This is a genomic window from Microbacterium sp. NPDC019599 (assembly GCF_040632175.1).
Lineage (GTDB): Bacteria > Actinomycetota > Actinomycetes > Actinomycetales > Microbacteriaceae > Microbacterium.
On the sequence record NZ_JBEYBL010000004.1, the window covers coordinates 199,427 to 223,835 of the forward strand.

19 protein-coding genes are annotated in these 24,409 nt (G+C 71.3%); 8 read left to right on the plus strand and 11 right to left on the minus strand.

Annotation, left to right across the window (positions count from 1 at the left end; genetic code table 11):
• The first annotated feature begins 8 nt into the window (after positions 1 to 8).
• Together ABZ477_RS09715 and pip are read left to right on the plus strand one after the other, a co-directional pair.
• Positions 9 to 881, plus strand: coding sequence for a neutral zinc metallopeptidase (locus ABZ477_RS09715; RefSeq protein WP_360131574.1), 873 nt, complete (start codon positions 9 to 11; stop codon positions 879 to 881).
• The gene (pip, locus tag ABZ477_RS09720; RefSeq protein WP_360131577.1) at positions 878 to 1,942 is read left to right on the plus strand and encodes a prolyl aminopeptidase; all 1,065 of its coding nucleotides are present in this window, start codon (positions 878 to 880) and stop codon (positions 1,940 to 1,942) included. The genes ABZ477_RS09715 and pip overlap by 4 nt, the downstream gene beginning before the upstream one ends.
• 25 nt (positions 1,943 to 1,967) lie before the next feature.
• Here the strand turns inward: pip and ABZ477_RS09725 are convergent, their stop codons facing one another.
• From ABZ477_RS09725 to ABZ477_RS09755, 7 genes are all read right to left on the minus strand, one after another.
• On the minus strand, positions 1,968 to 3,629 hold the full coding sequence (locus ABZ477_RS09725; RefSeq protein ID WP_360131580.1) for a GMC family oxidoreductase N-terminal domain-containing protein: 1,662 nt from the start codon (positions 3,627 to 3,629) through the stop codon (positions 1,968 to 1,970).
• A complete protein-coding gene (locus ABZ477_RS09730; RefSeq protein ID WP_360131583.1) occupies positions 3,626 to 5,398 on the minus strand; it encodes an aldehyde dehydrogenase family protein in 1,773 nt (590 codons plus the stop codon). Before ABZ477_RS09730 ends, ABZ477_RS09725 begins: the two co-directional genes overlap by 4 nt.
• A 113-nt stretch (positions 5,399 to 5,511) precedes the next feature.
• Positions 5,512 to 7,005, minus strand: a complete 1,494-nt coding sequence (locus tag ABZ477_RS09735; RefSeq protein ID WP_360131586.1) for an MFS transporter — start codon at positions 7,003 to 7,005, stop codon at positions 5,512 to 5,514.
• A gap of 160 nt (positions 7,006 to 7,165) precedes the next feature.
• Entirely contained in the window at positions 7,166 to 8,434 is a 1,269-nt protein-coding gene (locus ABZ477_RS09740; RefSeq protein ID WP_360131589.1) for an aminotransferase class V-fold PLP-dependent enzyme, read from the minus strand.
• Positions 8,424 to 9,401, minus strand: a complete 978-nt coding sequence (locus ABZ477_RS09745) for a hypothetical protein (RefSeq protein ID WP_360131592.1) — start codon at positions 9,399 to 9,401, stop codon at positions 8,424 to 8,426. The genes ABZ477_RS09740 and ABZ477_RS09745 overlap by 11 nt, the downstream gene beginning before the upstream one ends.
• A 3-nt stretch (positions 9,402 to 9,404) precedes the next feature.
• The gene (gene kynA / locus ABZ477_RS09750) at positions 9,405 to 10,265 is read right to left on the minus strand and encodes a tryptophan 2,3-dioxygenase (protein ID WP_360131595.1); all 861 of its coding nucleotides are present in this window, start codon (positions 10,263 to 10,265) and stop codon (positions 9,405 to 9,407) included.
• Between the two features lie 58 nt (positions 10,266 to 10,323).
• Positions 10,324 to 10,581 carry a glutaredoxin domain-containing protein gene (locus ABZ477_RS09755; protein ID WP_360131598.1) on the minus strand — a complete coding sequence of 86 codons (258 nt, stop codon included), beginning with the start codon at positions 10,579 to 10,581 and terminating at the stop codon, positions 10,324 to 10,326.
• 138 nt (positions 10,582 to 10,719) lie between these two features.
• Here ABZ477_RS09755 and ABZ477_RS09760 point away from each other — a divergent pair, with 138 nt between their 5' ends.
• Entirely contained in the window at positions 10,720 to 11,862 is a 1,143-nt protein-coding gene (locus ABZ477_RS09760; RefSeq protein WP_360131601.1) for a glycosyltransferase, read from the plus strand.
• 26 nt (positions 11,863 to 11,888) lie between these two features.
• Here the strand turns inward: ABZ477_RS09760 and ABZ477_RS09765 are convergent, their stop codons facing one another.
• Complete coding sequence (locus ABZ477_RS09765) at positions 11,889 to 12,956, minus strand: hypothetical protein (protein WP_360131604.1); 1,068 nt, start codon at positions 12,954 to 12,956, stop codon at positions 11,889 to 11,891.
• A 1-nt stretch (position 12,957) separates the two neighbouring features.
• Positions 12,958 to 13,443: a hypothetical protein gene (locus tag ABZ477_RS09770; RefSeq protein ID WP_360131607.1), complete on the minus strand. Its 486-nt coding sequence runs from the start codon at positions 13,441 to 13,443 to the stop codon at positions 12,958 to 12,960.
• A 120-nt stretch (positions 13,444 to 13,563) separates the two neighbouring features.
• Between ABZ477_RS09770 and ABZ477_RS09775 the strand changes: the two genes are divergently transcribed.
• Positions 13,564 to 15,300, plus strand: coding sequence for a BTAD domain-containing putative transcriptional regulator (locus tag ABZ477_RS09775; RefSeq protein ID WP_360131610.1), 1,737 nt, complete (start codon positions 13,564 to 13,566; stop codon positions 15,298 to 15,300).
• Between the two features lie 57 nt (positions 15,301 to 15,357).
• Here the strand turns inward: ABZ477_RS09775 and ABZ477_RS09780 are convergent, their stop codons facing one another.
• Positions 15,358 to 15,831, minus strand: a complete 474-nt coding sequence (locus ABZ477_RS09780; RefSeq protein WP_360131613.1) for an adenylyltransferase/cytidyltransferase family protein — start codon at positions 15,829 to 15,831, stop codon at positions 15,358 to 15,360.
• Between the two features lie 101 nt (positions 15,832 to 15,932).
• Positions 15,933 to 19,340, minus strand: coding sequence for a PKD domain-containing protein (locus ABZ477_RS09785; RefSeq protein ID WP_360131616.1), 3,408 nt, complete (start codon positions 19,338 to 19,340; stop codon positions 15,933 to 15,935).
• Between the two features lie 136 nt (positions 19,341 to 19,476).
• Here ABZ477_RS09785 and ABZ477_RS09790 point away from each other — a divergent pair, with 136 nt between their 5' ends.
• From ABZ477_RS09790 to ABZ477_RS09805, 4 genes are all read left to right on the plus strand, one after another.
• A complete protein-coding gene (locus tag ABZ477_RS09790) occupies positions 19,477 to 20,706 on the plus strand; it encodes a hypothetical protein (RefSeq protein ID WP_360131618.1) in 1,230 nt (409 codons plus the stop codon).
• 43 nt (positions 20,707 to 20,749) lie between these two features.
• Positions 20,750 to 22,351, plus strand: coding sequence for a Wzz/FepE/Etk N-terminal domain-containing protein (locus ABZ477_RS09795; RefSeq protein WP_360131621.1), 1,602 nt, complete (start codon positions 20,750 to 20,752; stop codon positions 22,349 to 22,351).
• Positions 22,338 to 23,612, plus strand: a complete 1,275-nt coding sequence (locus ABZ477_RS09800) for an O-antigen ligase family protein (RefSeq protein WP_360131624.1) — start codon at positions 22,338 to 22,340, stop codon at positions 23,610 to 23,612. Before ABZ477_RS09795 ends, ABZ477_RS09800 begins: the two co-directional genes overlap by 14 nt.
• Positions 23,613 to 23,928: 316 nt before the next feature.
• The gene (locus tag ABZ477_RS09805; protein WP_360131627.1) at positions 23,929 to 24,342 is read left to right on the plus strand and encodes a hypothetical protein; all 414 of its coding nucleotides are present in this window, start codon (positions 23,929 to 23,931) and stop codon (positions 24,340 to 24,342) included.
• Positions 24,343 to 24,409 lie beyond the last annotated feature (67 nt).

Genomic DNA, 24,409 nt, shown 5'->3' on the forward strand with positions numbered 1-24,409 from the left:
GTGAATGCATGACGTTCAACGAGAACGCCAACGTCGGGGGGAATACGGCGAGGCGTCGCGGTGGAGGCATCGCCCTCGCGGGAGGCGGGATCACGGGCATCGGCGCGCTCGCCGTGCTGCTGCTCGGGCTCTTCACGGGCGGCGACTTCTCGGGCCTGCTCGGACCGCTCGCGGGCGGCGGCGGAGGCGGCGAGGAGTCCGAGGTCGCGAACTGCGAGACGGGCGCGGACGCGAACGCCCGCGACGACTGCCGCCTCGCGGCCGCATCGCTGAACCTCGATCAGTACTGGGCGAACAACATCGAGGGCTACCGCCAGCCGCAGCTCATCATCGTCGACGGCCAGGCATCGACTGCGTGCGGCACGGCATCCAACCAGACGGGGCCCTTCTACTGCCCGCCGGAAGAGACGGTGTACGTCGACCCGACGTTCTTCGCCCTCCTCCGCGAGCGCTTCGACGCGACGGCGGGACCGCTCGCGCAGCTCTACGTCCTCGCGCACGAGTACGGGCACCACGTGCAGCAGATCAGCGGCATCATGGACGCCTACCCCGACAACGGCTCAGGACCCGACAGCAACGGCGTGCGCACCGAGCTGCAGGCCGACTGCCTCGCGGGGGCGTGGGTCGCCGACGCGGGCGAGCAGGTCGACGAGGAGGGCGTGCCGTTCCTCCAGCCGCCGACGCAGGCGCAGGTGCGCGATGCGCTCAACGCCGCGGCGAGCGTCGGCGACGACCACATCCAGCGCGAATCCGGGGCTCCCGTCAACCCCGAGGCGTGGACGCACGGATCGAGCGAGCAGCGACAGCATTGGTTCCAGGTGGGCTACGAAGGCGGCTATCAGGCGTGCGACACCTTCGGCGTGCCGGGGGACCAGCTGTGAGCGCGCCGGCCCACCTCGACAGCATCCTCTATCCCCCCATCGACCCCTACGAGACCGGCGAGCTCATCGTCGGCGACGGCCACCGCGTGTACTGGGAGCAGTGCGGCAACCCCGAGGGCAAGCCCGTCGTCTTCCTGCACGGCGGTCCCGGGGCCGGCACGTCGGCCTGGCACCGGAGGTTCTTCGACCCCGAGCGCTACCGGATCGTGCTGCTCGACCAGCGCGGCTGCGGCCGGAGCACTCCGCACGCGAGCACGCCCGGGGCCGACCTGCGGCACAACACGACGTGGCACCTCGTCGCCGACATCGAGCTGCTGCGCCGCAATCTCGGGATCGAGAGATGGCAGGTCTTCGGCGGCTCGTGGGGGAGCGCCCTCGCCCTCGCATACGCCCAGGCGCACCCCGCGTCCGTGACCGAGATCGTGCTGCGCGGGATCTTCACGCTGCGCCGCCACGAGCTCGAATGGTTCTACGAGGGCGGCGCGTCGGTGGTCTTCCCCGACCTGTGGGAGGACTTCATCGCGCCGATCCCCGTCCTCGAGCGCTCGCGCATGATCGAGGCCTACGCGCGCCGGCTCACCGACCCCGATCCGGCCGTGCACCGGCCGGCGGGCATCGCCTGGACGCGGTGGGAGGCGGCGACCCTGACGCTCCTGCCCGACCCGGAGCTCGTCGCGACGATGACGGATGCCGATGCCGCCGTCGCCTTCGCGCGCATCGAGAACCACTACTTCATGCACGGCGGGTTCTTCCAGGAGGGCCAGCTCATCGCGGGGGTCGACGCCATCCGCGACATCCCCGCCGTCATCGTGCAGGGGCGGTACGACGTGTGCACGCCCGCCATGACCGCGTGGGACCTGCATCGCGCGTGGCCCGAGGCCGAGTTCGTCATGATTCCGGATGCCGCGCACGCGGCCTCCGAGCCGGGCATCGCGCGGGCCCTGCGCGCCGCGACGGACCGCTTCGCGGAGGGCGTGGCACCGCGCGCCGCCGTTGTCGCGCAGTCCGACGACGTCGCGGACTCGGACGGCGGCGACTACGTCGAGATCTACGGCCCCTGACCCGGGGTCGTCCAGCTTCGCTCGCTCAACGACCGGGGGAGTCGCCTCGGATGAGGTCCGCCGCCCGCTCACCGATGACGATCGCGGGAGCGTTCGTGTGGCCGCGGATGATCGTCGGGATGACGGAGGCGTCGGCCACCCGCAGGCCGTCGACCCCGCGCACGCGCAGCTCGGGATCGACGACGGACGCGGTATCCGTCCCCATCCGCGCCGTGCCGACCGGGTGGTACAGCGTGTGCGAGTAACGGCGCAGCGACAGCTCGGCGCGCTCGCCGGCGCTCATTCGCTCGCCGTTCTCGGGCAGCACCCAGCCGCCCGTCATGACGGCGCCGAGCGCCGCGGTCGCGATGAGCCGCTCGCACTCGGCGATGCCCGCGCGAAGCGTCGCCGCGTCGAGGCCGTCGGGGTCGGTGAGGTACCCCGGGTCGATGACGGCCTTCTCCGTCGGATCGGCCGACGCGAGGCGGATCGTGCCGCGGCTGTGCGGCCGCAGCAGGATCGCGGCGACCGTGAGGCCTTCGGCGGGCAGCGGCACGAGGCCTTCTCCGACGTACGGGCCCGGTGCGAACAGGATCTCGATGTCGGGGAGCCCCCCGGGCACGCCCGTCCGATCGGCGACGGCGGTCCGGACGAAGCCGTGCGCCTCGCCGACGTTCGAGGTCAGCATGCCCTTGCGCGTCGCGAGGTAGCGTGCGAGCTCGCCGATCCGCTCGGCCCCGTAGAGGGTCCCGCCCTTGGCGGCCGGTGCGAGTCCCGCGACGAGGTGGTCCTGCAGGTTGGAGCCGACGTCGGGACTGTCGACGAGGATCGGGATGCTGTGCGCCGCGAGATGCTCCGCGGGCCCGATGCCGCTGAGCATGAGCAGCTGCGGCGTGTTGACGGCACCGCCGGCGAGGATGACCTCGCGGCGTGCGATCGCCTGACGCGGGATGCCGTCGATCTCGACGTAGACGCCCGTCGCGCGCGGAGCCGCACCTGACCCGCGGGCGGCCGAAGCCGAACGCTCGAACGTCACGCGTCGCACGAGCGCGTTCGTCACGACGCGCAGATTCCTGCGCGACGACGCCGGACGCAGATACGCATCGGCCGTCGACGCGCGCGCCCCGCGCTTCTGCGACACCATCGTCTGCGCGAAGCCCCCGCCGCTCGGCAGATTCGGCGGTGTGAGCGCGTGCCCCAGCTCCCTCGCGGCGTCGAGGAAGGCCTGCGTGTGCGGGCGCGGATCCCTCTGATGCTCGACGCTCTGCGGCCCGTCGACGCCCTGCGTCGGATCGGCGGGATCGGTCGTGCGCTCCACGCGCAGGAAGTACGGCACGAGGGCGTCCCACGACCACTCCGGGCCGGCAGCATCCGCCCATTCGTCGTAGTCCGCCGCGAAGCCGCGGATCCACATCATGGCGTTGAGCGACGACGACCCGCCGAGGGTCTTGCCGCGCGGCCAGTAGATCGTCCGGCCCTCGAGCTCGGGCTGTGGAACCGTGTCGTACGACCAGTCGTACTCGCCGCGGAAGAGCGCCTTGAAGGCCGCGGGGATGTGCAGCTGCGGCGCCTTGTCGGGACCGCCCGCCTCGAGGAGCAGCACCGAGACCGACGGGTCCTCGCTCAGCCGGGCCGCGAGGGCGGCACCGGCGGACCCTGCGCCCACGACGATGTAATCGGCGTCGAGGCCGCCGGTGCGGCGCGTCATGCCCGCAGCGCCTGCAGGAGCGTCTTGCCGAGGCCCGCGTAGTCGTGGTGCATCTGGAAGCGCGTGAACCCCTCGCACACGGCGGCCCCCGTGCGGGCGCCGACGAACCACGGCGGCTTCGGCAGGACGGAGAAGATCCCGGGACGCCCGATCGCGCTCGCCGATCGCGGGAAAGGCCGGAAGGGTCCGCGTGCGACCGACCGCTCCACGCGGTCGAGGAGAAGGGCGTTGTGGACGACGCCCAGCCCGCTGCCCACCTCTGCGAGGGTCGCACCGGGGAATCCGCCCCACGTGAGCGTGGGCTGCATGTACACGAACGCGGTCCACGTGTTGATCGCGACCGCGCCGTAGCGGAGGTCTGCGATCGCGCGCTCGAAGCCGTCGCCGAGCGCCTCCTGCGTCACGGGGTCGATCAGGACGTTGGCGCCGAGCGTTCCGGTGAGCCGGTCGTTGGCGTGCGCGACGGCGCCGTCGAGGAACTCCTGGCCGAGCCCCGGCACCTCGACGACGCCGAGCACGGGGGAGAAGTACTCCGTCCGCTCGAGCGCCGTCGCGTCGGCATCCGCGCCGAGCTCGACGAGCGCGCGGGTTCCATCGGCGAACCACAGCGCAGAGGGATAGTCGGATGCTGCCGCCGCGAGCTTCTCGTCACTTCGCGGGTACCACACGGGGCGCGCGGGGGCTGCCGAGTACGCCGCCTCGAGCGCGGCCGTGAACTGCTCGCGCTGCGGCCAGTCCGAGCTGAGGACCACCACCTGGCCGGCGATGCAGTTCGACCCGCTGTTCTGAAGGCGCATCGTCGCGATGTGCTCCGCGTGGTACGCGATGTCGGCGTCGGTCCACCGGCCGGGGACGACGATGATCGGGGAGACCCCGCCGAGCTCGGCGGTGATGGGCTTCTTCAGCCGTGGACGGTCCTCGCGGCGGCGCCGCTCGGTCTGGGCCGCTCCGGCTCCGCGCGAGGGCCCCCAGACGATCGTGTCGAAGGTCGCCGCGGCGCCCGTGATGTGCACGTTGTCGATCCCGGGGTGCTCGGTGAGGTACGCGCCGACGTCGCCGCCGCCCGTCACGATGCGGACGAAGCCCAGTTCGAGGAGGGGCGCCAGGGCCCGCTCGAAGACGGGCACGAGGGGGTCCTGCGTCGGGTTGACCTTGAGGATCGAGACGCGGTTGTGTGCGATGAGCTCGTACAGCACGTCGAGGACGGGGATCGAGGTCACGTTTCCCGCGCCGAGGACGAGGCCGACGCCCCCAGAGGCCCCGGGGGAGAGCTGGGCGAGACCCGCGGCGCGGGTGGCCTCCGCCTCGGTGACGCCCGGCTCGAGCCACACCTCGCCCGTGTGCCCCGACAGCAGGAGCCCGTCCATGGCGTCGAGCGGGAAGGCGTGGACGCGCACGCGACCTCCGGGAGCGGCATCCGTCTTCACTCCGTCGAGAGGGCTCCCGCCCTTCTCGAGCTTCAGCAGCGCGCGACGGTACGCGTCGAGCGCCGTGAGCATCGCGTACGGACCGCCCAGCCATTCCTCCCCGCGGAGCGGATGATCAGGCGTGAGGCCCTTCGACGCGACGGCCGTCTCGGCCCACTCCTCGGCGACGGCGACGACGGTCGCGCGGACCCGCTCGAGGAGCCGCGCGCGCTGCCCGAGCGTCACGTGCGACCACGTGGTCGCACCCGCCTTGAGGTCCGAGATCGCGGCCTCGAGGACGGGCGCGGACTCGGGGGCGGCGGCAGGACGGGCCGGGGCGGAAGTCTTGGCGGTGGGCGGCACGGACGCTCTCCTTCGGGCGGGGTGGCTCAAGCCTACGTCTCGAGCCTGGGTGCGGCGTGGGACTCCGTTCCGGAGTCGGCGCTACTGCGTCGCACGGTTCACGCAGGTCTGCGCTACCCGGTCGCGGCGTCGATGTCGGCGCGGCGCAGGCGGTAGCGGGCGAGGGTCACCAGGCTCAGGACGATGAGGGCCGCCGGCGCGACGCTGAAGCTCACGACGATGCCGGCGATCGCGGCATCCGGCTGCTCGACGAGCTGACCCGCCGTCGACGAGACGTACCCCGTCACGGCGAGGATGAGTGCGAGTGCGGTCGCGCCGAGCGCGAAGCCGACGGTTTCGCCGGCCGTCCACACGCCGCTGAACGAGCCGGCCTGGCCCGGGCCGTTCGTCCGCTCGTCGTGCGAGATGACGTCGGGGAGCATCGCCATCGGCAGCGACTGCATGCCCGCGTACGCGATGCCCGCGAGCCCGACCGGGACGTAGATCCACTCGCCGGGTGCCCACAGGACGCCGACGATCGAGACCGCGGCGATCGCGAAGACGCTGCTCGCGATAGCGAAGGCGCGCTCCTTGCCCAGGCGACGCGCGATGACGCCCCACGCGGGCGCGGCGAACAGTGCGGGGGCGATGAGCGCGACGAAGAGGAGCTCGACGGCCGCCTCGGAGTGCAGCACCCAGGTCGCGACGTACTGCGCGCCGGCGAGCATGAGCCCCGTCGCGAGGGCCTGCAGGACGAACGTGCCGAGCAGGGCGCGGAACGGTGCGCTCCGGCGGAGGGCACGGATGCCGGCCGAGAAGTGCTCGCGGATGCCGCCCCGCGGCGCCGGCTCGGCGAGGGCCTCGAGCCCGTCCCGGACCTCCGCCTCGTCCTCGCCTCGGATCCCCGGGCCTTCGGATCCGGTCCCCGAGCTTGTCGAGGGGTCGAACGCGAGCCCGTCGCGGCCGCTGCGTGCGGCATCCCCGGCTCGGCCCCTCTTCGCGACGGTGGTCGCGATGAGCATGCCGATCGCGATCACGACGCCCGCGACCACGCCCATCACGAGGTAGCCCAGGACCGGGTCGTCGGTCGTGCGGCGCAGCGCCGGCCCGCCGGCGCCGAACAGCAGGATCGCGAGCGTCAGGACGACGACCCGCCACGTGAGCAGGCGCGTGCGCTCGTCGTAGCTGGGCGTGAGCTCGGCCGGCAGCGCGATGTACGGGACCTGGAAGAGGCTGAAGGCAGTCGCGGTGAGCGTGAACGCGAGGAGCACCCACAGCGCCCCGACGACGGGGCCCAGAGCGGGCGGCACGGCGAACGTCAGCGCGAACAGCACCGGAAGGCTGAGGGCGCCCACGAGCATGAGCCGGCGTCGCGAGCCGTGACGCGCCAGGTCGCGGTCGGTCAGCGCGCCGATGACGGGGTCGATCACGACATCCCACACCTTGGCCACTGTGATGACGGCGCCCGCCGCGAGGGCCGCGACACCGAGGGAATCGGTCAGGTAGTAGGTCAGCACGAGGCCGGGCAGCGTCGCGAAGCCGCCGGTTCCGAGCGAGCCGATGGCGTACCGCCCGATGACTCCGGATTTCAGGCGGGCGGGTGACGAGGTGGGAGCGTCGATGCTCATCGCGTCAGTGTAAGCGGACGCCGAGTTCCGGTCGGTCGGGGTGTGGATCGCGTTTCGTCTCGCTTCGCTCACTCAACGACCGGAAGTCCTCGGTCGTTGAGCGAGGGAGCGAAGCGACCGAGACGAAACGCCCTGGACCCGACGCACACTTCAGCGGTCGTCAGGAGTCTGCGGCGAGTTCCCGCAGCACACGCTCGACGGCCAGCATTCCCTCGAGCACCTCGGCGAAGTTCGTCGACAGCGGCGACAGCCCGATCCGCAGGCCGTGCGGGTCGCGGTAGTCCGGGATGACGTCCTGCGCCCACAGTCGCGCCGTCGCCTCGCGCATCGCTGGATGCGACAGCGTCACATGCCCGCCGCGCTCGGCCGGATCGCGCGGCGAGGCGACCTCCACGCCGAGCGGCGCGAGGAGGTCATCGGCGCATCGCACCGCGAACTCGGTGAGCTGGATCGACTTGTCGCGGATCGCCCGGATGCCGGCATCCTCGATCATCGCGATCGTGTCCTGCATCGCGAGCATCCCGAGCACGGGCGGCGTCCCGGACAGGAACCGCCGCATCCCCTCCGCCGGCCGGTATTCGGGGCCCATCGCGAAGACGTCGGCGGCGCCCATCCACCCCTGGATCGGCTGCGCGAGCGCGTCCTGATGCCGCGCTGCGACGTACGCGAACGCCGGGGAGCCCGGGCCGCCGTTGAGGTACTTGTACGTGCAGCCGACGGCGAGGTCGAAGCCCCACGCGTCGGTCTCGACGGGCACCGACCCGGCGGAGTGGCACAGGTCCCACAGCATGAGCGCCCCCGCGTCGTGCGCGACGCGGGTGAGGGATTCGGCATCCGCCAGATAGCCCGAGCGGTAGGCGACGTGGCTCAGCACGACGACGGCGGTCTGCGGCCCCACCGCCTCGGAGAGGGAAGCGGCGTCGACGCCTCGACTGAGGTCGACGTCGATCCAGCGCACGCGACCGCCCCGCTCGGCGGCGATGCCCTCGACGAGGTAGCGGTCGGTGGGGAAGTTGTCGCGGTCGACGACGATCTCGACCCGGGCGGGGTCGGCCGCGTGCTGCGCGTCGAAGGCGGCGCGCACGAGCTTGTAGAGGAGGACCGTCGTCGAGTCGCCGATCACCGTCTGCCCCGGCGCGGCGCCGATGACGGCGCGGCCGATCGTGTCGCCGATCGCGAAGGGCAGGTCCATCCACGCCTCGTCCCACGCGCGGATGAGGCGCCCGCCCCATTCCTCGCGGACGAAGGACTCCAGCCGCGCCGCGGCGGCGCGGGGCGGCCGTCCGAGGGAGTTGCCGTCGAAGTAGACGAGCGGCGTGTCCGAGCCGACGAACTCGTCGCGACGGCCGCGCAGCGCATCTGCGGCATCGAGACGGGATGCCTCGGCCGCGAGCGCCTCGCGGGCGAGCGCCGCCGCGTCAGTGCTCATCGCGCGCGATCTCGTCGGCAGGAACGACGGTCGCGCCGCCGAGCCAGGCCGGCACGTCGTCGAGCGCCGCAGGCGGATCGCCCGGCACGAACGTCGCGACGGCGTGGGTCGCGGCATCCATCGGCCACGGGTCGGCGAGCGCGTCGATCAGAGCGGGCCCTCGGACACCCGCGGCGTCGAGTGCCGCGAGCTCGGGCACCTGGATGCCGACGGGGCGGTCGCCGTTGCCGAGGTCGGTGCCGTACAGGACGCGTCCGCCCGCCCGCGCGAAGGTCGCGAGATTGATCTCGGCGCGCTCGCGGTCGACGCCGTCGTGGATCGCGAGCGTCGAGATCCACCGCTGCCCGAGCGCGACGGCACGTGCGATCGAGGCGCCGTCGAGCCATTCGCTGAACGGCGTGTGCGACAGGACGTCGAGCTCGGCGTCGAGCGCTCGCCGCGTCATCCCCTCGCCCTCGACGTGCGCGACGACGGGCAGCCCGCGCTCCCGCGCGCAGGCGACGACGGCCCCGAGCGTCTCGGGATCGAGGACGGGTCCCGTCGCGGCGTTGAGGCTGACCTTGATGACGGATGCTCCGCACGCCGCCTGCTCGTCGACCGCCGTTGCGACACCGCCCGGGACGCCCGGGTGGATCGAGGGATCCGAGATCTCGCGGCTGATGGCGTCGGGTGCCCACGGACGCCCGACCGGGTAGCCGCCGGGTGCCGTGAGGAACGCGCCGGCGTGCGAGACGTGCGGGAAGCCTTCGCGGGACCGGCGCGCGAGGGCGACGGGGTCGCCGCCCAGGTCGACGACCCCCGCGATCCCGCGCGATGCCAGGCTGTCCTCCTCGAGGAGGTGCAGGTGCACGTGGTGGTCGGTGAAGGCGGGGAGGACGATCCCGTGCTCACCCGTGATGGCGCGTCGGCCGGGCGCCGCGTCGGGCCCGAGGAGCTCGCGGATGGCGAAGGGGTCGGCGTTCAGCATCCGTCATCTCCCGATCTCTGTGCGCACTGCAAACAGTTCGGGGAAGAACGTCAGCTCGAGCGCCCGCTGGAGGAAGGGGACCCCGCTGGAGCCACCCGTCCCGGTCTTGAATCCGATGATGCGCTCGACGGTCTTCAGGTGACGGAAGCGCCACAGCTGGAAGTTGTCCTCGAGGTCGACGAGCTCTTCGCAGGTCTCGTACGCGGCCCAGTGCGCGCCCGGATCCGCATAGATGTCCGCGAAGATCGGCACGAGCTCGGAGGTGAAGGTCCATGCCTTCGTGACGTCCCGCTCGAGCACCGCGTGCGGGATCGGGTAGCCCGACCGGGCGAGCAGGCGCAGGAACTCGTCGTAGAGGCTCGGCGCCTCCAGGGCCGCAGTGACGAGCGCGTGCGCGGTGGGGTCCGACTCGAAGACCCGCAGCATGCCGGCGTGCTTGTTGCCGAGCGTGAACTCGACCGCACGGTACTGCGCCGACTGGAAGCCGCTGGCGTTGCCGAGCACTCCGCGGAACTGGGCGTACTCGGCGGGCGTCAGCGTCGCGAGCACCGACCACTGCTCCGTGAGCGTGCGCTGGATGTGCTTGACGCGGGCGATGCACTTGAGGGCCGGTGCCAGCTGATCCTCGCGCAGCAGCCGGCAGGCGGCCGAGAGCTCGTGCAGGACGAGCTTGAGCCAGAGCTCGGTCGTCTGGTGCTGGACGATGAAGAGGAGCTCGTCGTGGTGCTCGGGCGAGCTGAGGGGCCGCTGCGCCGACAGGAGCGTCTCGAGGTCGAGGTACCCGCCGTACGTCATGCGATCGGCGAAGTCCGTGACGACCGATCCCTCGATGGCCCGGGTGTTGCCTTGGACGCCGTCGCTCACGGCTTCAGCCTAGTGAGCGGGTCCCGGCCTGCGTCAGGCCGGGTACTCCGGGAGCAGCTCAGATGATGGCGAGCTCGCGCAGCTTCGACTCGACGTCGGCGTTCGACGGCTCGACGTGGTGAGTCGAGTCCGGGTACACGACGACCGGGATGCTGGTGCGGCCGGAGATCTCGCGCGCGACGTCGGCGGCCTTCGGGTCGAGCATGAGATCGACGTACTGGTACGCGACGCCGAGCTCGTCGAGCTGGCTCTTGGTGCGACGGCAGTCGCGGCACCAGTCGGCGCCGAACATCGTGATGGTCGAGGTCGAAGTCATCCTTCCATTCTCCCGCATGCATCCTGGACGAAGACCGGATGCCGGCATCCTGGGCGGGTCACGGTGCTCCCTGTGCGATCGCCCAGCATGTCGCAAGGGGCTTCGTCCGCTCGCGGCCGCATGCGACGATGGTCGGCAGTGCAACTCTCGATCATCGTCCCGACCTACAACGAGGCTCCCAATGTCGGAGAGCTCGTTCGCCGCATCGCGGCTGCCGCCGAGGGCATCGAGGCCGAGATCGTCTTCGTCGACGACAGCACCGACACGACTCCCGACGAGGTGCGCCGGATCGCCGCATCCGCCCCTCTCCCCGTGCGCCTCATCCACCGTGCGCGCCGGCGCGGCGGGCTGGGCGGCGCCGTCCTGGAGGGCATGGACGCCGCCGAGGCGGATGCGTGCCTCGTGATGGACGGCGACCTGCAGCACCCCCCGGAGGAGATCCCGGCGCTCTGGCGGCGCTTCCGGCAGGGCGACGTCGACCTCGTCGTGGCTTCGAGGTATGCCGGCGGCGGAACGTCCGGCGGACTCGCCGACAGCACGCGGGTCATGGTGTCCAAGGCGTCGACCGGCCTCACCCGCGCGATGTTCCCGATCCGCCTCAAGGACGTCTCCGACCCCATGACGGGGTTCTTCCTCGTCGACCGGCGCGCGATCGACACCGCGACCCTTCAGCCGCGCGGCTTCAAGATCCTGCTCGAGATCCTCGCCCGCAGGACCCTCCGCGTCGCCGAGGTGCCCTTCGACTTCGCGACCCGTCACGCGGGGGAGTCGAAGGCCTCCGTGCGACAGGGGTTCCACTTCCTGACGCAGCTGACCGCCCTGCGGTTCGGCAAGATGTCGCTCTTCGCCGTCATCGGCGCCTTCGGCGCGGTCGTCAACCTCGCCATCATGTGGGCGCTGACGCATGCGGGCGTCGACTACATCGTCGCCGCCGTCGTCGCGGCCGAGACGACGATCATCGGGAACTTCCTTCTGCAGGAGCGCTTCGTCTTCCAGGACATGACGGCGGACGCGTCCGGCGTCTGGTCGCGCTTCGCCAAGTCGTTCGCCTTCAACAACGCCGAGGCGCTCATCCGGATCCCCGTGCTCGCGCTCATGGTCGAGTCGTGGCACCTGTCGGCCGTACTCGCCGCTGCGATCACGCTCGTCGCCGCGTTCGTCGTCCGCTTCGTGTTCCACTCGCTCGTCGTCTACGCGCCCCGTCGGGCGGGGCAGCCGAGCGGAGTCCGCAGCTTCCTCGAGGAGCTCGACGCCGAGGCGATGTCGCCCGGCGAGCTCTGACGCCGCCCAGTGCAGCCGGACCCGGATCAGCCGGTCAGCGAGATCATCTCGACCTCGTCGGTGGCGAAGCCGGAGACCCACAGAGTGTCGCCGACCTGCTGGACGTCTCCTCCGGCACCTGCTGCGACGGCGATGCGCCGGAGCACGGCGTCTTCACGCGTGTCGACGAGCCACACCTCGTCGTCGCCGCTGCGCACCCAGAGCCGACCGGGATCGCCGGGCGCTGTCGAGGCGGCGATCCCCCAGTACTCGCTCGGCTGCTCGGTCCGGACCTCGAGCGTGCGCGTCTCGCCCGAGTCGGGATCGATCCGCACGAAGAGGCCGTGTGCGGGGTCGGTGTACCAGACGGCGTCGTCATGCGAGATCAGGTAGCCGGAATCCGGCTCGGCGGGCATCGGCACGGCCTTGACGACGGATCCGTCGACCGGATCGATGCGGTAGGCGATCGCGCCGTTCTTGTCCGCCGTCCAGAGGGCTCCCGCGGCCACGGCCACGCCGCCTTCCGTGTCGAGCATCCCGGGAACGGGCACCGCCGTGAGCTCCGCGGCCGGCGTCGAGGACCCGAAGGAGCGGACGTTGACCGTCCCCGATATCCAGTCGCCGATCCAGAGCTCGCCGTCCCGCTCGGCAGGCCCGAGGCCGTCGACGTCGACCGTCTCCACGACGGTCGATGACGCGGGATCGATGCGGACAAGGCCTGGTGTGATCTCGCAGCCCGTGAGCCACACCGACCCGGCAGCATCCGTCAGATCCCCGCATCCGAGATGCCCGCCCGTGTCGATGACCGCCGTGATCGCGCCGGTCGCAGCATCGATCCGCGTGATCTCTGATGCGCGGTGCGCCTGCACCCAGACCGCGCCCCGCGTCGCCACGAGCGCCGCCGGTGCCGAGTGCGCCGTCAGTGCGATCGCCCGGGTCGGGAGCGTCTCGAGGTCGGGCAGCGGGACCGACGACGTCCATGTCGGAGTCTCCTCCTGCCGCGGCGTGGGCGCGGGAGGCGTCTCGGGTGCCGCGCTCGGAGAGGCGGCGCAGGCCGGAAGCGCCCAGGCGACGGCCGCCAAGACGGCCGTCGCGACGACTGCACGCGCGTGCAACTCAGGCCCCCAGCGCCGTGCAGAGCTCGCGCAGGAACCGGTCGCCGGTCGCCTTGAACTCGTTGCCCTCGGCTCGGACGCCGGCGCCCACGAGCGTGCCGCCGCTCGGAACGTCGACGCGGAACTGCCCGCCCGTGATGCGCTGCTCGCCCGTCACGAGGTCCTGGTCGCGATTCCAGACTCCGGTGTACGTCGTGGTGACCTCTCCGCGTGTGAGCGTGCCGTCGAAAGTGATGTGCCGATGCTCTCGCACGGGCACGCCGTCGCGAAACCACGTCGTGTAGTCACGGTGGGAGAGCGACGCGTAGGCGATGGGGCTGCCGTCCGCGCAGACGTGGAAGACGCCTGAGCCCGGCACCTCCCGGTAGGCGCGCACGACGTCGACCTCGCCCGCTGAGGCCGCGACGGGGATCGAGGCGAGCGCGAGTGCGAGGGCGGATGCGACGGACACGAGACGGATGCCGCGTCGGCGGGTGCAAGTGGACATGGGGGGCTCCTCTGGACGGGCCGTCGCCGGTCGACGGCGATTCGAGGCTCGCGCCACCGCCTCCAGTCGCCCTTCAGAAGCGCTATAACCTGCATGGAGGAGCGCGAAGGCGGGGGAGAGATGGCGACGGAGCCGATCATCACCCTGTTCGGCGGCGTCGCCTGCACGGTCGACGGCCGCGACGCGCCGCTCCCGTCGGGCAAGCCCGCGGTGCTCCTCGCGGTCCTCGCTGTCGAGGCGGATCGAGCCGTGTCGGTGACCGCCATCGTGGACGCCCTCTGGGAGGACGACCCGCCCTCGTCCGCGAGACCCCTCGTCCACACGTACATGTCGGCTCTGCGCCGGGCGCTCGCCGAGGTGGGCGGTCCGTCCATCTCGACGGTGCGGCAGGGGTACCGCCTGCACTGCGCCCCGTCGGAGGTCGACCTCCTCCGCTTCTTCGCCGCGACGTCGGGAGACGACGTGGATGCGTGGCGCTGGGCTCTGCACGCGTCGAGCCTGCCCCTCCTCGGCGCGGAAGGCCACGCCTTCCTGGAGCCGCTCCGAGCGCGTGCCGCCGCGGCGCGAAGGGCGACGCAGGACCGGCTGTGGGCTCGCCTGATCGACGAGGGCCGCGCGGGCGAGACCGTGCCGGCCCTGCGAGAGGCCGTCGCCGAGGATCCGCTCGACGAGGAGCGGGCCGTGCTCCTCGCTCTCGCGCTCGCCGGCCTGGGCCGCGGCGCCGACGGCGCCGCCGTGCTGGACGCCTTCCGGCAGCGACTGGGCGTCGAGCTCGGCATGGATCCGTCGCCGCGCGTCGCAGCCGCGCGGCAGCGCGTGCTGGCGAATGCGGCCGAAGGCGAGAGTGCCGGCCGCCCCGAGGACATCGCGACGGTCCCGCCAGCCGAGGAGTCGCTGCGCCCCGGGAGGAGGCACCGGAGGCGCGCCCTCACGTGGGGGCTGGCCGCGGCGGCAGTCGTGATCGCGGCCGGCGCCGCGGTGTGGACGGCGGGCCCCGGTCGGACCGGAACGGCCACCGCGCCGATCACGGAGCGCGGGCTGCTCGTCCTCGACTCATCGACGGGCGAGATCACGGACTCGCGGACGCTGTCGAGCTCGCCGGCGCAGCTCGAGACCTCGGCGGGGCGGATCTGGGTGCGGTCGGAAGCGGACCGGACTGTCGCCTTCGTCGATCTCGACACCCCGGAGGCGGGACGAGCAGCGGGACTGCCGGTCGCGCCGACGTCGCTCGCCGCGCAGGGCGACGTCGCCTATGTCGCGCTCGGATTCACCGGTGAGGTCGCGACGGTGGCCGATGGCCGAGTCGAGCCGCCGCGCGCAGCGGCCGAGGATGCCGAGGGCCGGGTGACACTCGCCGCGGATGACAGCGGGCTGTGGGTCGCGACGATCGGCGGAGTCGTGCACGCGCCGTCCGGTGCGGGATGGAACGAGCCGGCATCCGTCGAGGGACTTCCCGTGCGGCTCGCCGTGGACGGGGGTGAGGCGTGGGTGCTCACGCGCTCGCCCGACACCCTTGTGCGTCTGGACGGCTCCCTTGCTCCCGCGGCGTCCGAGCTGCGAGGCACTCCGGTCGACCTCGCCGTCGCGGACGGCATCGCGTGGGCCGTGACGGAGGGCGATGACCGGCTGTGGGGGACGTCGGCGGACGGTGATCGCGTCGTCGCGACGGTCGTGCTCCCCGGCACCCCCGTCGCCGTGGCGGCCTCCGCGGACCGCGTCTGGGTGGCGACCGCGCGTCCCGCTGCAGTCCTCGCGTTCGACCGGACGACTCTCGAGCGACGCTCGCTCACGGCGCTGCCCGGCGAGCCCGCGGACCTCGTCCTCGAGGATCAGCGGATCATCGTGGCGCTGCGCTGACGTCCGCATCGCGAGGCTCGACGCCGCACGTCGAGCTCGGACCCGCTCGGCTGCGCGTCAGCCACCCGTGGCGGCGTAGCCTTCTTCGGCCACGTCGGTGCGATGCTGCGACGCGGCCATGATCTCGAGGGCGTGCCGGAGAGCCGAGCTGGACGTGTGCACCGTGTAGGGGAAGTAGACGACTTCGACGCCCACCTCGCCGAACTCGCGCTCGAGCCTCGCGCCCTTCTCGGTGCCACGCCAGTCGTCGCCCTTGAAGAAGTGCGTGAAGCGGAGTTCGCGCCATGTCTCGAGCTTGTCCGGCACCGTCTCGACATGGACCCGGTCGACATACGTGATGCTCCGGACGATCTCGACGCGCTCAGACGTCGGAATGATCGGCTCGACGCCCTTCACGAGCCGCAGCATCTCGTCGCTGACGACGCCCGCGATCAGGAAGTCGCAGTTCTCCTTTGCGTGTCGAAGGATGTTCAGGTGCCCGACGTGGAACAGGTCGAAGGCCCCCGCGGCATAGCCGATGCGCACAGTCATGATTCCCCCCAAGCGAATCCCGCGGCGTCCCAAGCACCGCGTCTGTAGCGGTCAGGATACCTCGGTCTCGGCCCGAAAGGGAGGGCGGATCGTCCGGGCGCTCAAGGCGTGACCGCCGTGAGCCGGATGTCGTCGAACGACGTCGTCACGGGCGCCGTGGCGCTGCCCGACATGTAGGCCCACAGGAGCATCGAGCCGGCGGACTGCAGCGCGGCCGTGCTGTCCGTCGCCGTGGCCTGCCATGTGACGGGCTCCAGCGTCCCCTTCGGCCACAGCTTGGCGGACAGGGTCGTCACGCCGTTCGTCGTCGTCGCCCTCACCGCCACGCTGTACCAGGTGCCGGGGGTCGTCATGCGAATGCTGAGAGCGGTCCGGCTGATGAGGGTCTCGACTCCGCCCGTCCGGCGGATGAGGTCGAGATACGGGACCGTCGCGCTCGTGTAGATCTTGAGGCGATAGTCCGCCGTCGAGCTCACCGCGCGCGGCGAGATGACGGTGTACTGGGCTCCCGCGGCCGACGTGCGATCCCACGCCACGTTGAGCCGCACGTCGGACGACAGGTTCTGGGCGGCCGCAGCCTGCACCTGGGCCGAGGTGCCGGCCGTCGTCAGGCGCAGCTCGCCCACTCCGTTGCCGACGGCGAAACGGGATGCTGTCCCCGTCGCCGTCCACGCACCTCCGACGTCGGCAGTGCCCCAGCCGTTCGCGACCGTCCGGCCGAAGTCGTCGGCGACGAGCGCGGAGGGCGGCGGGGTGGCCGCGACGGTGACGCTGCGGGTGGTGGTGTTGGTGGCGCCCTTGTCGTCGGTGACGGTGAGCGTGATCGTGTAGGTGCCGTCGGCGGTGTACGTGCGGGTCGCGCTCGCGCCTGTCGCGGTGGTGCCGTCGCCGAACTGCCAGGCCCAGGACGCGATCGTGCCGTCGGTGTCGGTGGAGCCCGAGCCGCTGACGGTGACGGTGCGGCCGCTGATCGTGGGCGTGCCGATGACGGCGGTGGGCGGCTGGTTCACGGGCGCGGCGACGGTGACGCTGCGGGTGGTGGTGTTGGTTGCGCCCTTGTCGTCGGTGACGGTGAGGGTGATGGTGTAGGTGCCGTCGGCGGTGTACGTGCGCGTCGCGCTCGCGCCTGTCGCAGTGGTGCCGTCGCCGAACTGCCAGGCCCAGGACGCGATCGTGCCGTCGGTGTCGGTGGAGCCCGAGCCGCTGACGGTGACGGTGCGGCCGCTGATCGTGGGCGTGCCGATGACGGCGGTGGGCGGCTGGTTCACGGGCGCGGCGACGGTGACGCTGCGGGTGGTGGTGTTGGTTGCGCCCTTGTCGTCGGTGACGGTGAGGGTGATCGTGTAGGTGCCGTCGGCGGTGTACGTGCGCGTCGCGCTCGCGCCTGTCGCGGTGGTGCCGTCGCCGAACTGCCAGGCCCAGGACGCGATCGTGCCGTCGGTGTCGGTGGAGCCCGAGCCGCTGACGGTGACGGTGCGGCCGCTGATCGTGGGCGTGCCGATGACGGCGGTGGGCGGCTGGTTCACGGGCGGCGGCGTGCCGATCGCGCCGACCGCGAGGTACGACGGGAACGACATCGTGACGTTCGCACCGGCGCTGCCCGAGAGGTACACGTAGGCGCCGACGCTGCCCGAGGCCTGGAGCGCCGCGGTGCTGTCGGTGGTGCTGAGCGACCACGCGGAGGGCTCGGTCGCACCCGTCCAGACCTTCGTGCGCAACGTCGTCGGCGCCGTTCCGCTCAGCTCGAAGCGCACCTTGATCGGCGTGCCCGCGACGACGCCGTTGCCGACCCGCTGCGTGCCGAGGACCGTCTCGGTCCCGTTGACGACGCGGCGCAGCGTGACGACCGTGGCCGTCGAGGAGAGCTGGAGGGTCGCGCGATAGTCGCTGGCGCCGAGGTCCCTGCCGACCAAGGACACATACGCGCCGGAGCCGCCAGGCACGACGGAGGGAGAGACCTCCGTCGTCACGGAGAGGTCGGTCGAACGGAAGATCGTCGCATCCACGGTGCGTCCCGCACCCGGCGACGTCGTCACGCGTGCGTTCGCGCCGTCGACCGAGAAGGATGACGCGCTCGAGGACGGCACCCAGGCCTGCCCCGTGTCGGCGGTCCCCCAGCCGGAGGTCGTCGTCCGCGTGAAGGTGTCGGAGAGCGTCGGCACGGCCGGGGCGGTCCGCAGCGAGTAGGTGGGGGAGGTGACGGTATCCGGCCCGGCCTGCACCACGGCGCGCCATTCGTACGTCGAATCGGGGACGAGGCTGTTCCACCTGACTGTCGCGACACCGCCGGTGGCGGGCCCCGTGCCGATCGTCTGGAAGGGCGCGGGCACCGGCGGCGTCAGCTCGAACGGCAGCACGAACGACGAGTTCGCGTCCGTCTCGTAGCGGTCGAGCTTCGGCGAGTAGGTCGTCGCCGTCATCGTGTTGGCCGCAGGATCGAACGTGTAGTACCTCAGCCAGCCGTCGCCCCCGTTGGCGCGGTCCTGGTAATCGGTCATGAGCTGGTGCACGGGATCGCCGCACATGTTCGGGTCGGTGCGCGCCGCCTCGCCGTCGTCGCCGTTGTGCTCATGCCCCGCGATCACGACGCGGATCTGGCAGTGGGTGCGGACGAAGTCGTTCCACAGCGACGCCTGCGACGTGCCGCCCGGGCGCTGCGTCCCGGTCCAGCGACTGCCCGACACGGTCAGGAAGCTGTGGGTCACCATGATGACTGTGCGGTCCGGGTGCGCATCGAGGACGCGGTCGGCCCAATCGAGCGCGTAGCTCGGCGCCTCCCACTCGAGGTTGAGCACGAGGAAGTCGGTGCCTCCCGCCGTGAAGAGGGAGTAGTTGTCGAAGTTCTTGCGGTCGATCGGATCGGGGCCGAACTGGTTCTGCCCGAGGTACCCGCCGTACTTCGTGGTCGCGGTGTTCCAGCCCGCCTGGGCGTAGCGGGACACCGGGAAGTACGTGTCGTACGGGCCGACCGCACCTGTCGCGTTGTTGAAGTCGTGATTGCCCGGCACGACGGAGTTCGGCTGATTGGCGTCATCCAGGATGTCGAGGGCGGCCGACGTGAGCGCCCACTGCGCGGGGTTGGTGTACTCGCTCACGAGGTCGCCGACGTGGACCGTGAAGGCGATGCCCAGTCGATCGCTGTTGTCGACGATCCACTGCGACTGCTGATTCATCGTCGGCCAGCGGTTGTTGTAGGTGTAGTTCTGCGTGTCGGGCAGGACGACGAGGGTGAACGGGTCCTCGTCCGTCTCACTGGGAACCGTGAGCCCCTGCCGGCGACCCTCGAAGGTCACCGCGGCGGCGTCTCCGTCCGCGTCGGACACCGCGACGGACAGGTCGGGGCTCGTCCCGACGGTCGCTCCGTCCTGCGGTGAGACGAGCGAGACGACGGGCTCGGCGGCGTCAGCCGCACCCGGCAAGGCGATCGAGAGGGATCCGACGATCACTCCCCAGGTGACGGCGACCGCCAGGTCTCTGCTGCGATGGGTTTTTCGGGTAGGTGTGCGCATGGCAACTCCCCCAGTCGCATGATTGGCGGGATTATCCCACCGCGGCGAGCCTGGCGGCAAGCAAGTGGGCCGAGTCTTATCGGCGGCGCTCGATCGCCTGGCAGGATGGGCCGGGGATTCCGGGGAAGGCGTCACGATGAGAAGCAAGGCCGTCGGGGCCATCGCGGCGCAGTCGGTGCAGGCCCTGATCAGCCTCGTCCTGCAGATCATGGTGTCGCGGATCCTCGGGATCGAGGAGTTCGGCCAGTTCGCCATCCTCTACGGCGTCATCGTGCTCGCGACGGCGGTCATCACCGGTCTCGTGGGCGACACCCTGATCGTCCTCGACCGGGCGGGGCGCAGCATCCGTGCCGGTCTCGAAGGCACTCTCATCGCCGTCACCCTCACGACGGCCGTCGCCGCGGGGGTCATCGCGTGGGCGACGGGATTCCTGTCGGGAGTGGAGTCGATGCTGTTCGCCGCGGCGCTGGCGGCGTTCGCGGTCGAGGAGATCATCCGGCGCCTGCTCATGGCGGGGATGTCGTTCCTGCGGGTCGTCGTGACGGATCTCGTGGGGTTCGTCGTCGCCCTGCTCATCCTCGGAGCGGTCTGGCTCGTCCAGCCGCTGACACTCGGCGCCTTCCTCGGCGCCATCGCGGCGGGGCAGGTCGTGGCGCTGATCGGTGGGTGGTTCCTCGTGGCGCGGGACGACCGCTTCCTCGTCGGGCTGCGCGGTGCGGATTACCGCGCCGTGTGGAAGTACGGCTCATGGCGCGGGCTGCAGCAGACGCTGCGGCCGGCGATGTTCACGGCGACCCGCCTCCTCGTGCTCGCGTTCGCGGGCCTGACCGCCGTCGGCCAGCTCGAGGCCGCGCGCACGTACACGTCGCCCCTCATCCTGGTCGTCGGAGGCTTCTCGTCGTTCCTCTTCGTGCGCTTCGCCGCGAAGCACCGCGAGGGGGAGGGCGGGTCGCTGCGCGAAGCGGATCTCGTCGTCTTCGTGCTCCTCGGCCTCACGGTCGTCATGGGCGCGATCGCGGTCGCCCTGGCTCCGTGGATGGGGCCGCTCCTGTTCGGCGTTCCGCTCGACATCCTTGCCGTCATCGGCTGGATCGCGTACGGCACGTCCGTCGCGATGGTCACGCCCTACGGCGCGCTGAGCGCCGTGTCGGGCAAGCAGACGGCGGTCTTCCTGATCCGGCTCGGCGACACGATCCTGGGCCTGCTCGCTGCGACCGTCATGCTCTCGTCGGGGCTGTCCGCTTCGACTGTTCCGTTCGCCCTCGCGGTCGCCTCGCTTCTCGGCGGCATCGGTCTGCGGTGGCTCGCGACCGCGCGGGGGGAGCCGCCTTCCCCACAGGCTGAAAGCGCTCCATCCTCCGGGTGATACCATTCGGATTCACCTCGGCTGTCGAGATAGGGGATAGACGGTGGAGGACGTTCCTTACGGACGCATTCTGCGCGAGGGCTGGCTGATCATCCTGATCGCCGCCCTCCTCGGCGGCGCCGCCGCCTATGGGGTGGCGAAGCTGCTGCCCGAGACCTATACCGCGACCTCGACGCTGCTGCTGCAGGTCGAGTCGAAAGAGGCGTCGCTGTTCGAGCGAAGTCAGTTCAGCCTCGCGCGCATCAAGACGTACCCCGCGCTGGTCGACAGCCCGGACGTCATCGACGGCGTGCGCGCGGATCTCGACCTGAGCGTCGAGGAGTACAGCGACCGCGACATCAGACGGATGCTGTCGGGCGAGAACACGACGGACACCGTGCTGCTGACCGTCCGCGCGGATGCGCCGACCGCGTTCCTCGCGGCGGGCATGGCCAACTCTGCGGCGCGCAACCTCTCGGAGCTGATCGAAGACACCGAGAACGCAGCCAACGACGACCGGTACGACGTGACCCTCGACCAGGTCATCCCTGCCGTCGAACCCGTCTCGCCGTCCTCGCCGCAGGTTCTGGCCATCACGGGCCTCGGGCTGATCGCGGGCTTCGCGCTGGGGGCCATCGTCGCGGTGTACCGCACCACGACGAACCGGCGGCTGCGGACCATCTCGGACGTCCGCCGCGCGGCGGGCCTGCCGGTCGTCGGGCGCATCCCGCGTCGAGCGCGGCTCTCGCAGTCGCGACCGCACAATCAGCCGGATGTCGCGGAGGAGGCCGCCTACGAGGATGCGATCAACAGCCTGTTCGCGCTCGGCGGGCCGGAGGTCTCGCGCTTCGTCCTGATCCCGGTGACGGGCCCGAGCGTCGACGAGACGGTGCTGCAGGGGTTCCTGAGCGCCTTCGCGGCCTCCGGCCGGCGCGCCTGCGTCCTCGATCTGCGCCCCGACGCCAAGCACGCCGCCGACGTGCGCTCGCTCTCGGACGTGCTCGGCCACGTCTCGCCGGAGGACCACCCGGTGTCATCGCGCCGCCCGCCGGCGGTGTCGATCTACGCCATGACGACGCGCATCCCGATGTCGACGCTGGAGAGCGAGATCCCCGCCGCCGTCGTCCGTCTCGGGCTGGACTTCGACATCGTCATGGTCGTGATGCCCGCCACGGCCTCGGCGCTCATCGAGTCGACGGTGGAGACGGGCGCGGGCGTCGTCCTCGCCGTCCGCCACAACTCCACGTCCGCCACCGACCTCGTCGCGATCGCGACGCGGCTGCGCGTGATGAACGTCCGGCCGCTCGGCGTGCTCATGACCCACGCGGGCCCGCGCGCCGTGGGCGTGGCAGCCGAGAGCTGGCGGGAGTCGGACCGGAACGAGATCGTCTCGGGTGAGGCACCGGTCGCCGACGCGACGGCGGAGGCCGTCGAGGACGTCCCGGCGGCGACAGCGACGGCGGACGACATCCCGGCCTCGGCGGAGACCTCCGACGACGTGCCGGAGACGCAGCACGTCGAGGACGCCCCAGCCGCGCAGGACGATGACGATGCGCCGGTCGGCGAGTACGAGGCGGATGACGAGTCCACCGTCGTCGACGCGGACGCGGTGCACACACCCGACGCGCCGTATCCCGGAGGACGCGAAAGCCGTGGCTCGGACTGACCGCGCCCCCGCCGACCACGGTGACGCACGTCACCCGACGCGGCACCGTGTCGTCATCGTCGGGCTGCTGTTCCTGCTCGTCATCCTGAGCGTCATCCCCTGGCGAAGTGACACGATCTACCAGGGTGGGGTCGACGCCGTCGTCATCGCCAAAGCCGTCGTCGCCTTGATCACCCTCGCCGGCGCCCTGACCCTCGCCGTCAACACGAAGGTCAGGATCCCGATCGGGCTCGGGCCCGCGGGAGTCCTCAGCGCGGTCGTGTTCCTCTCGCTCCTGGGCGCGGTGGTCGCCGGCAACGGTCTTTCCACCGTGGTCCTCGTGGTGCGCCTCTACATCGCGATGGCGACGGTCCTGCTCGTGCTGACGTCGATCCGGTGGGAGTTCGCCCTCGGCGGGCTCATGGGCGCGATGGCGACCTGGGCGATCATCGCCGCGGCGACCGGCGTCCCCTCCTTCACCGAGAAGGGGCGCCTGGGAGGCAACGTGCCGGAGATCCACCCGAACGAGGTCGCGGGCCTGGCCGGAGCCCCGCTGGTCGCCCTCGTGGTCTGGATGCTGCGCACGCGAGCGCGCCCGTGGCGTGTCCTGCTCGCGGTGGTGCTTCTGGCCATCGTGATCGCGAGCGGCTCGCGGACCGCGCTGCTCGGCGTCATCATCGCGATCCTCGTCGCCCTCGCGGCGAACGGCATCCACAGTCGAGGAGTCGTCTATCTCCTCCTGGTGAGCCTGCCGGTCATATACAGCATCGCCTTCTTCACAGGGATCATCGACGGCCTCGTGACCCGCGGCGGCTCGACGGACGCCACCTCTGCGATCGACGCCCGATTCGATGCCTGGCGCGTCGTCCTGGCGTGGGACTGGCAGTCCTGGCAGAAGTGGATCGGACTCGGCCTGTCCGTCAAGAAGGTCGCGGTCGACATCCGCTGGCGCGACGAACAGGTGCTCGACAGCAGTTGGGCATCGCTGCTCGCTCAAGCGGGCATCCTGGGGACTGCCCTCGTCGCGGGCCTCCTGGTCTGGTGCCTCGTCTCGGCGCTCACGTCATCGTCGCGCCGCGGCGCCCTCCTTCCGCTCCTTGTCCTCCTCGTGCTGCGCTCGACGACCGAGAGCGGACTGGTCGACAGCGCCGTTCCCTTCATCCTGCTCGTCGTGATCGCCACGCTCCTCACCCGCAGGTCCCGGCATCCCGAGGAGTTCTCGCCGCCGATCGACCTGCCGGTGGACTCTCAGCGACCGGCGCCCGTGCATGTTTTAGGATGACCGTGATCGCGCCGCTTGGGGAGGCGCGACGACTCGGTGCGAGGATGCACAAATGTCTGACACAGGCGATTCGCCAACTCGACGCAACAGCTGGATGAGGTGGCTCAGCCTCGGGATCGCGGTGGCTCTGGCCGCCGTCGTCGTCTCGTGGGCCGTGATGAGCTTCCGTCCCGCGGCAGGATCAGGATCGGGGGCACTGGATCCTTCGGCGAGCGCACCTGCCGCATCCGCCTCCACATCTGCGTCCACGCCTACGGCAAGTCCGTCACCGCAGCCGACCGAGTTCGAGACGCCTGAGCCGGGGGCCACGGACGAGGTGGCGAAGCCCGAGGAGGCTGACGAGGTGCCGCTGGACGAGCCCGCCACGGCTGCGGACGACATCGTCGTGGAGGTCACCTCGATCAAGGCCGTCACAGCGGGGCGCGAGGTGCCGGGCGAGCAGAGCGGTCCGGCGCTCGCCGTCTCGGTGCGCATCACCAACAACAGCGACGAGCCCGTCGACACTTCGGGGGCCAATGTGAACCTCACGTTCGGTGGAGACGAGCGGGTCCCGGGCGTCACCGTGACGAGCGAGGATGCCACGGTGTGGCCGGGCTCCGTACCTCCCGGCGACAGCGCGACGGCCGTTTTCGTGTTCTCGAAAATCGGGGTTCCATCTGGGGACATCCGTGTTATCGTCGACCTGCTGGCCACGGAGCCAGACGTCGTTTTCATAGGGCCCGAACCCTGAGGATCCGGCGAAATTTGGGGAAAGTAGTCGCGGGGCTACACGGACGTGGTCCAGCGACACCGCATCT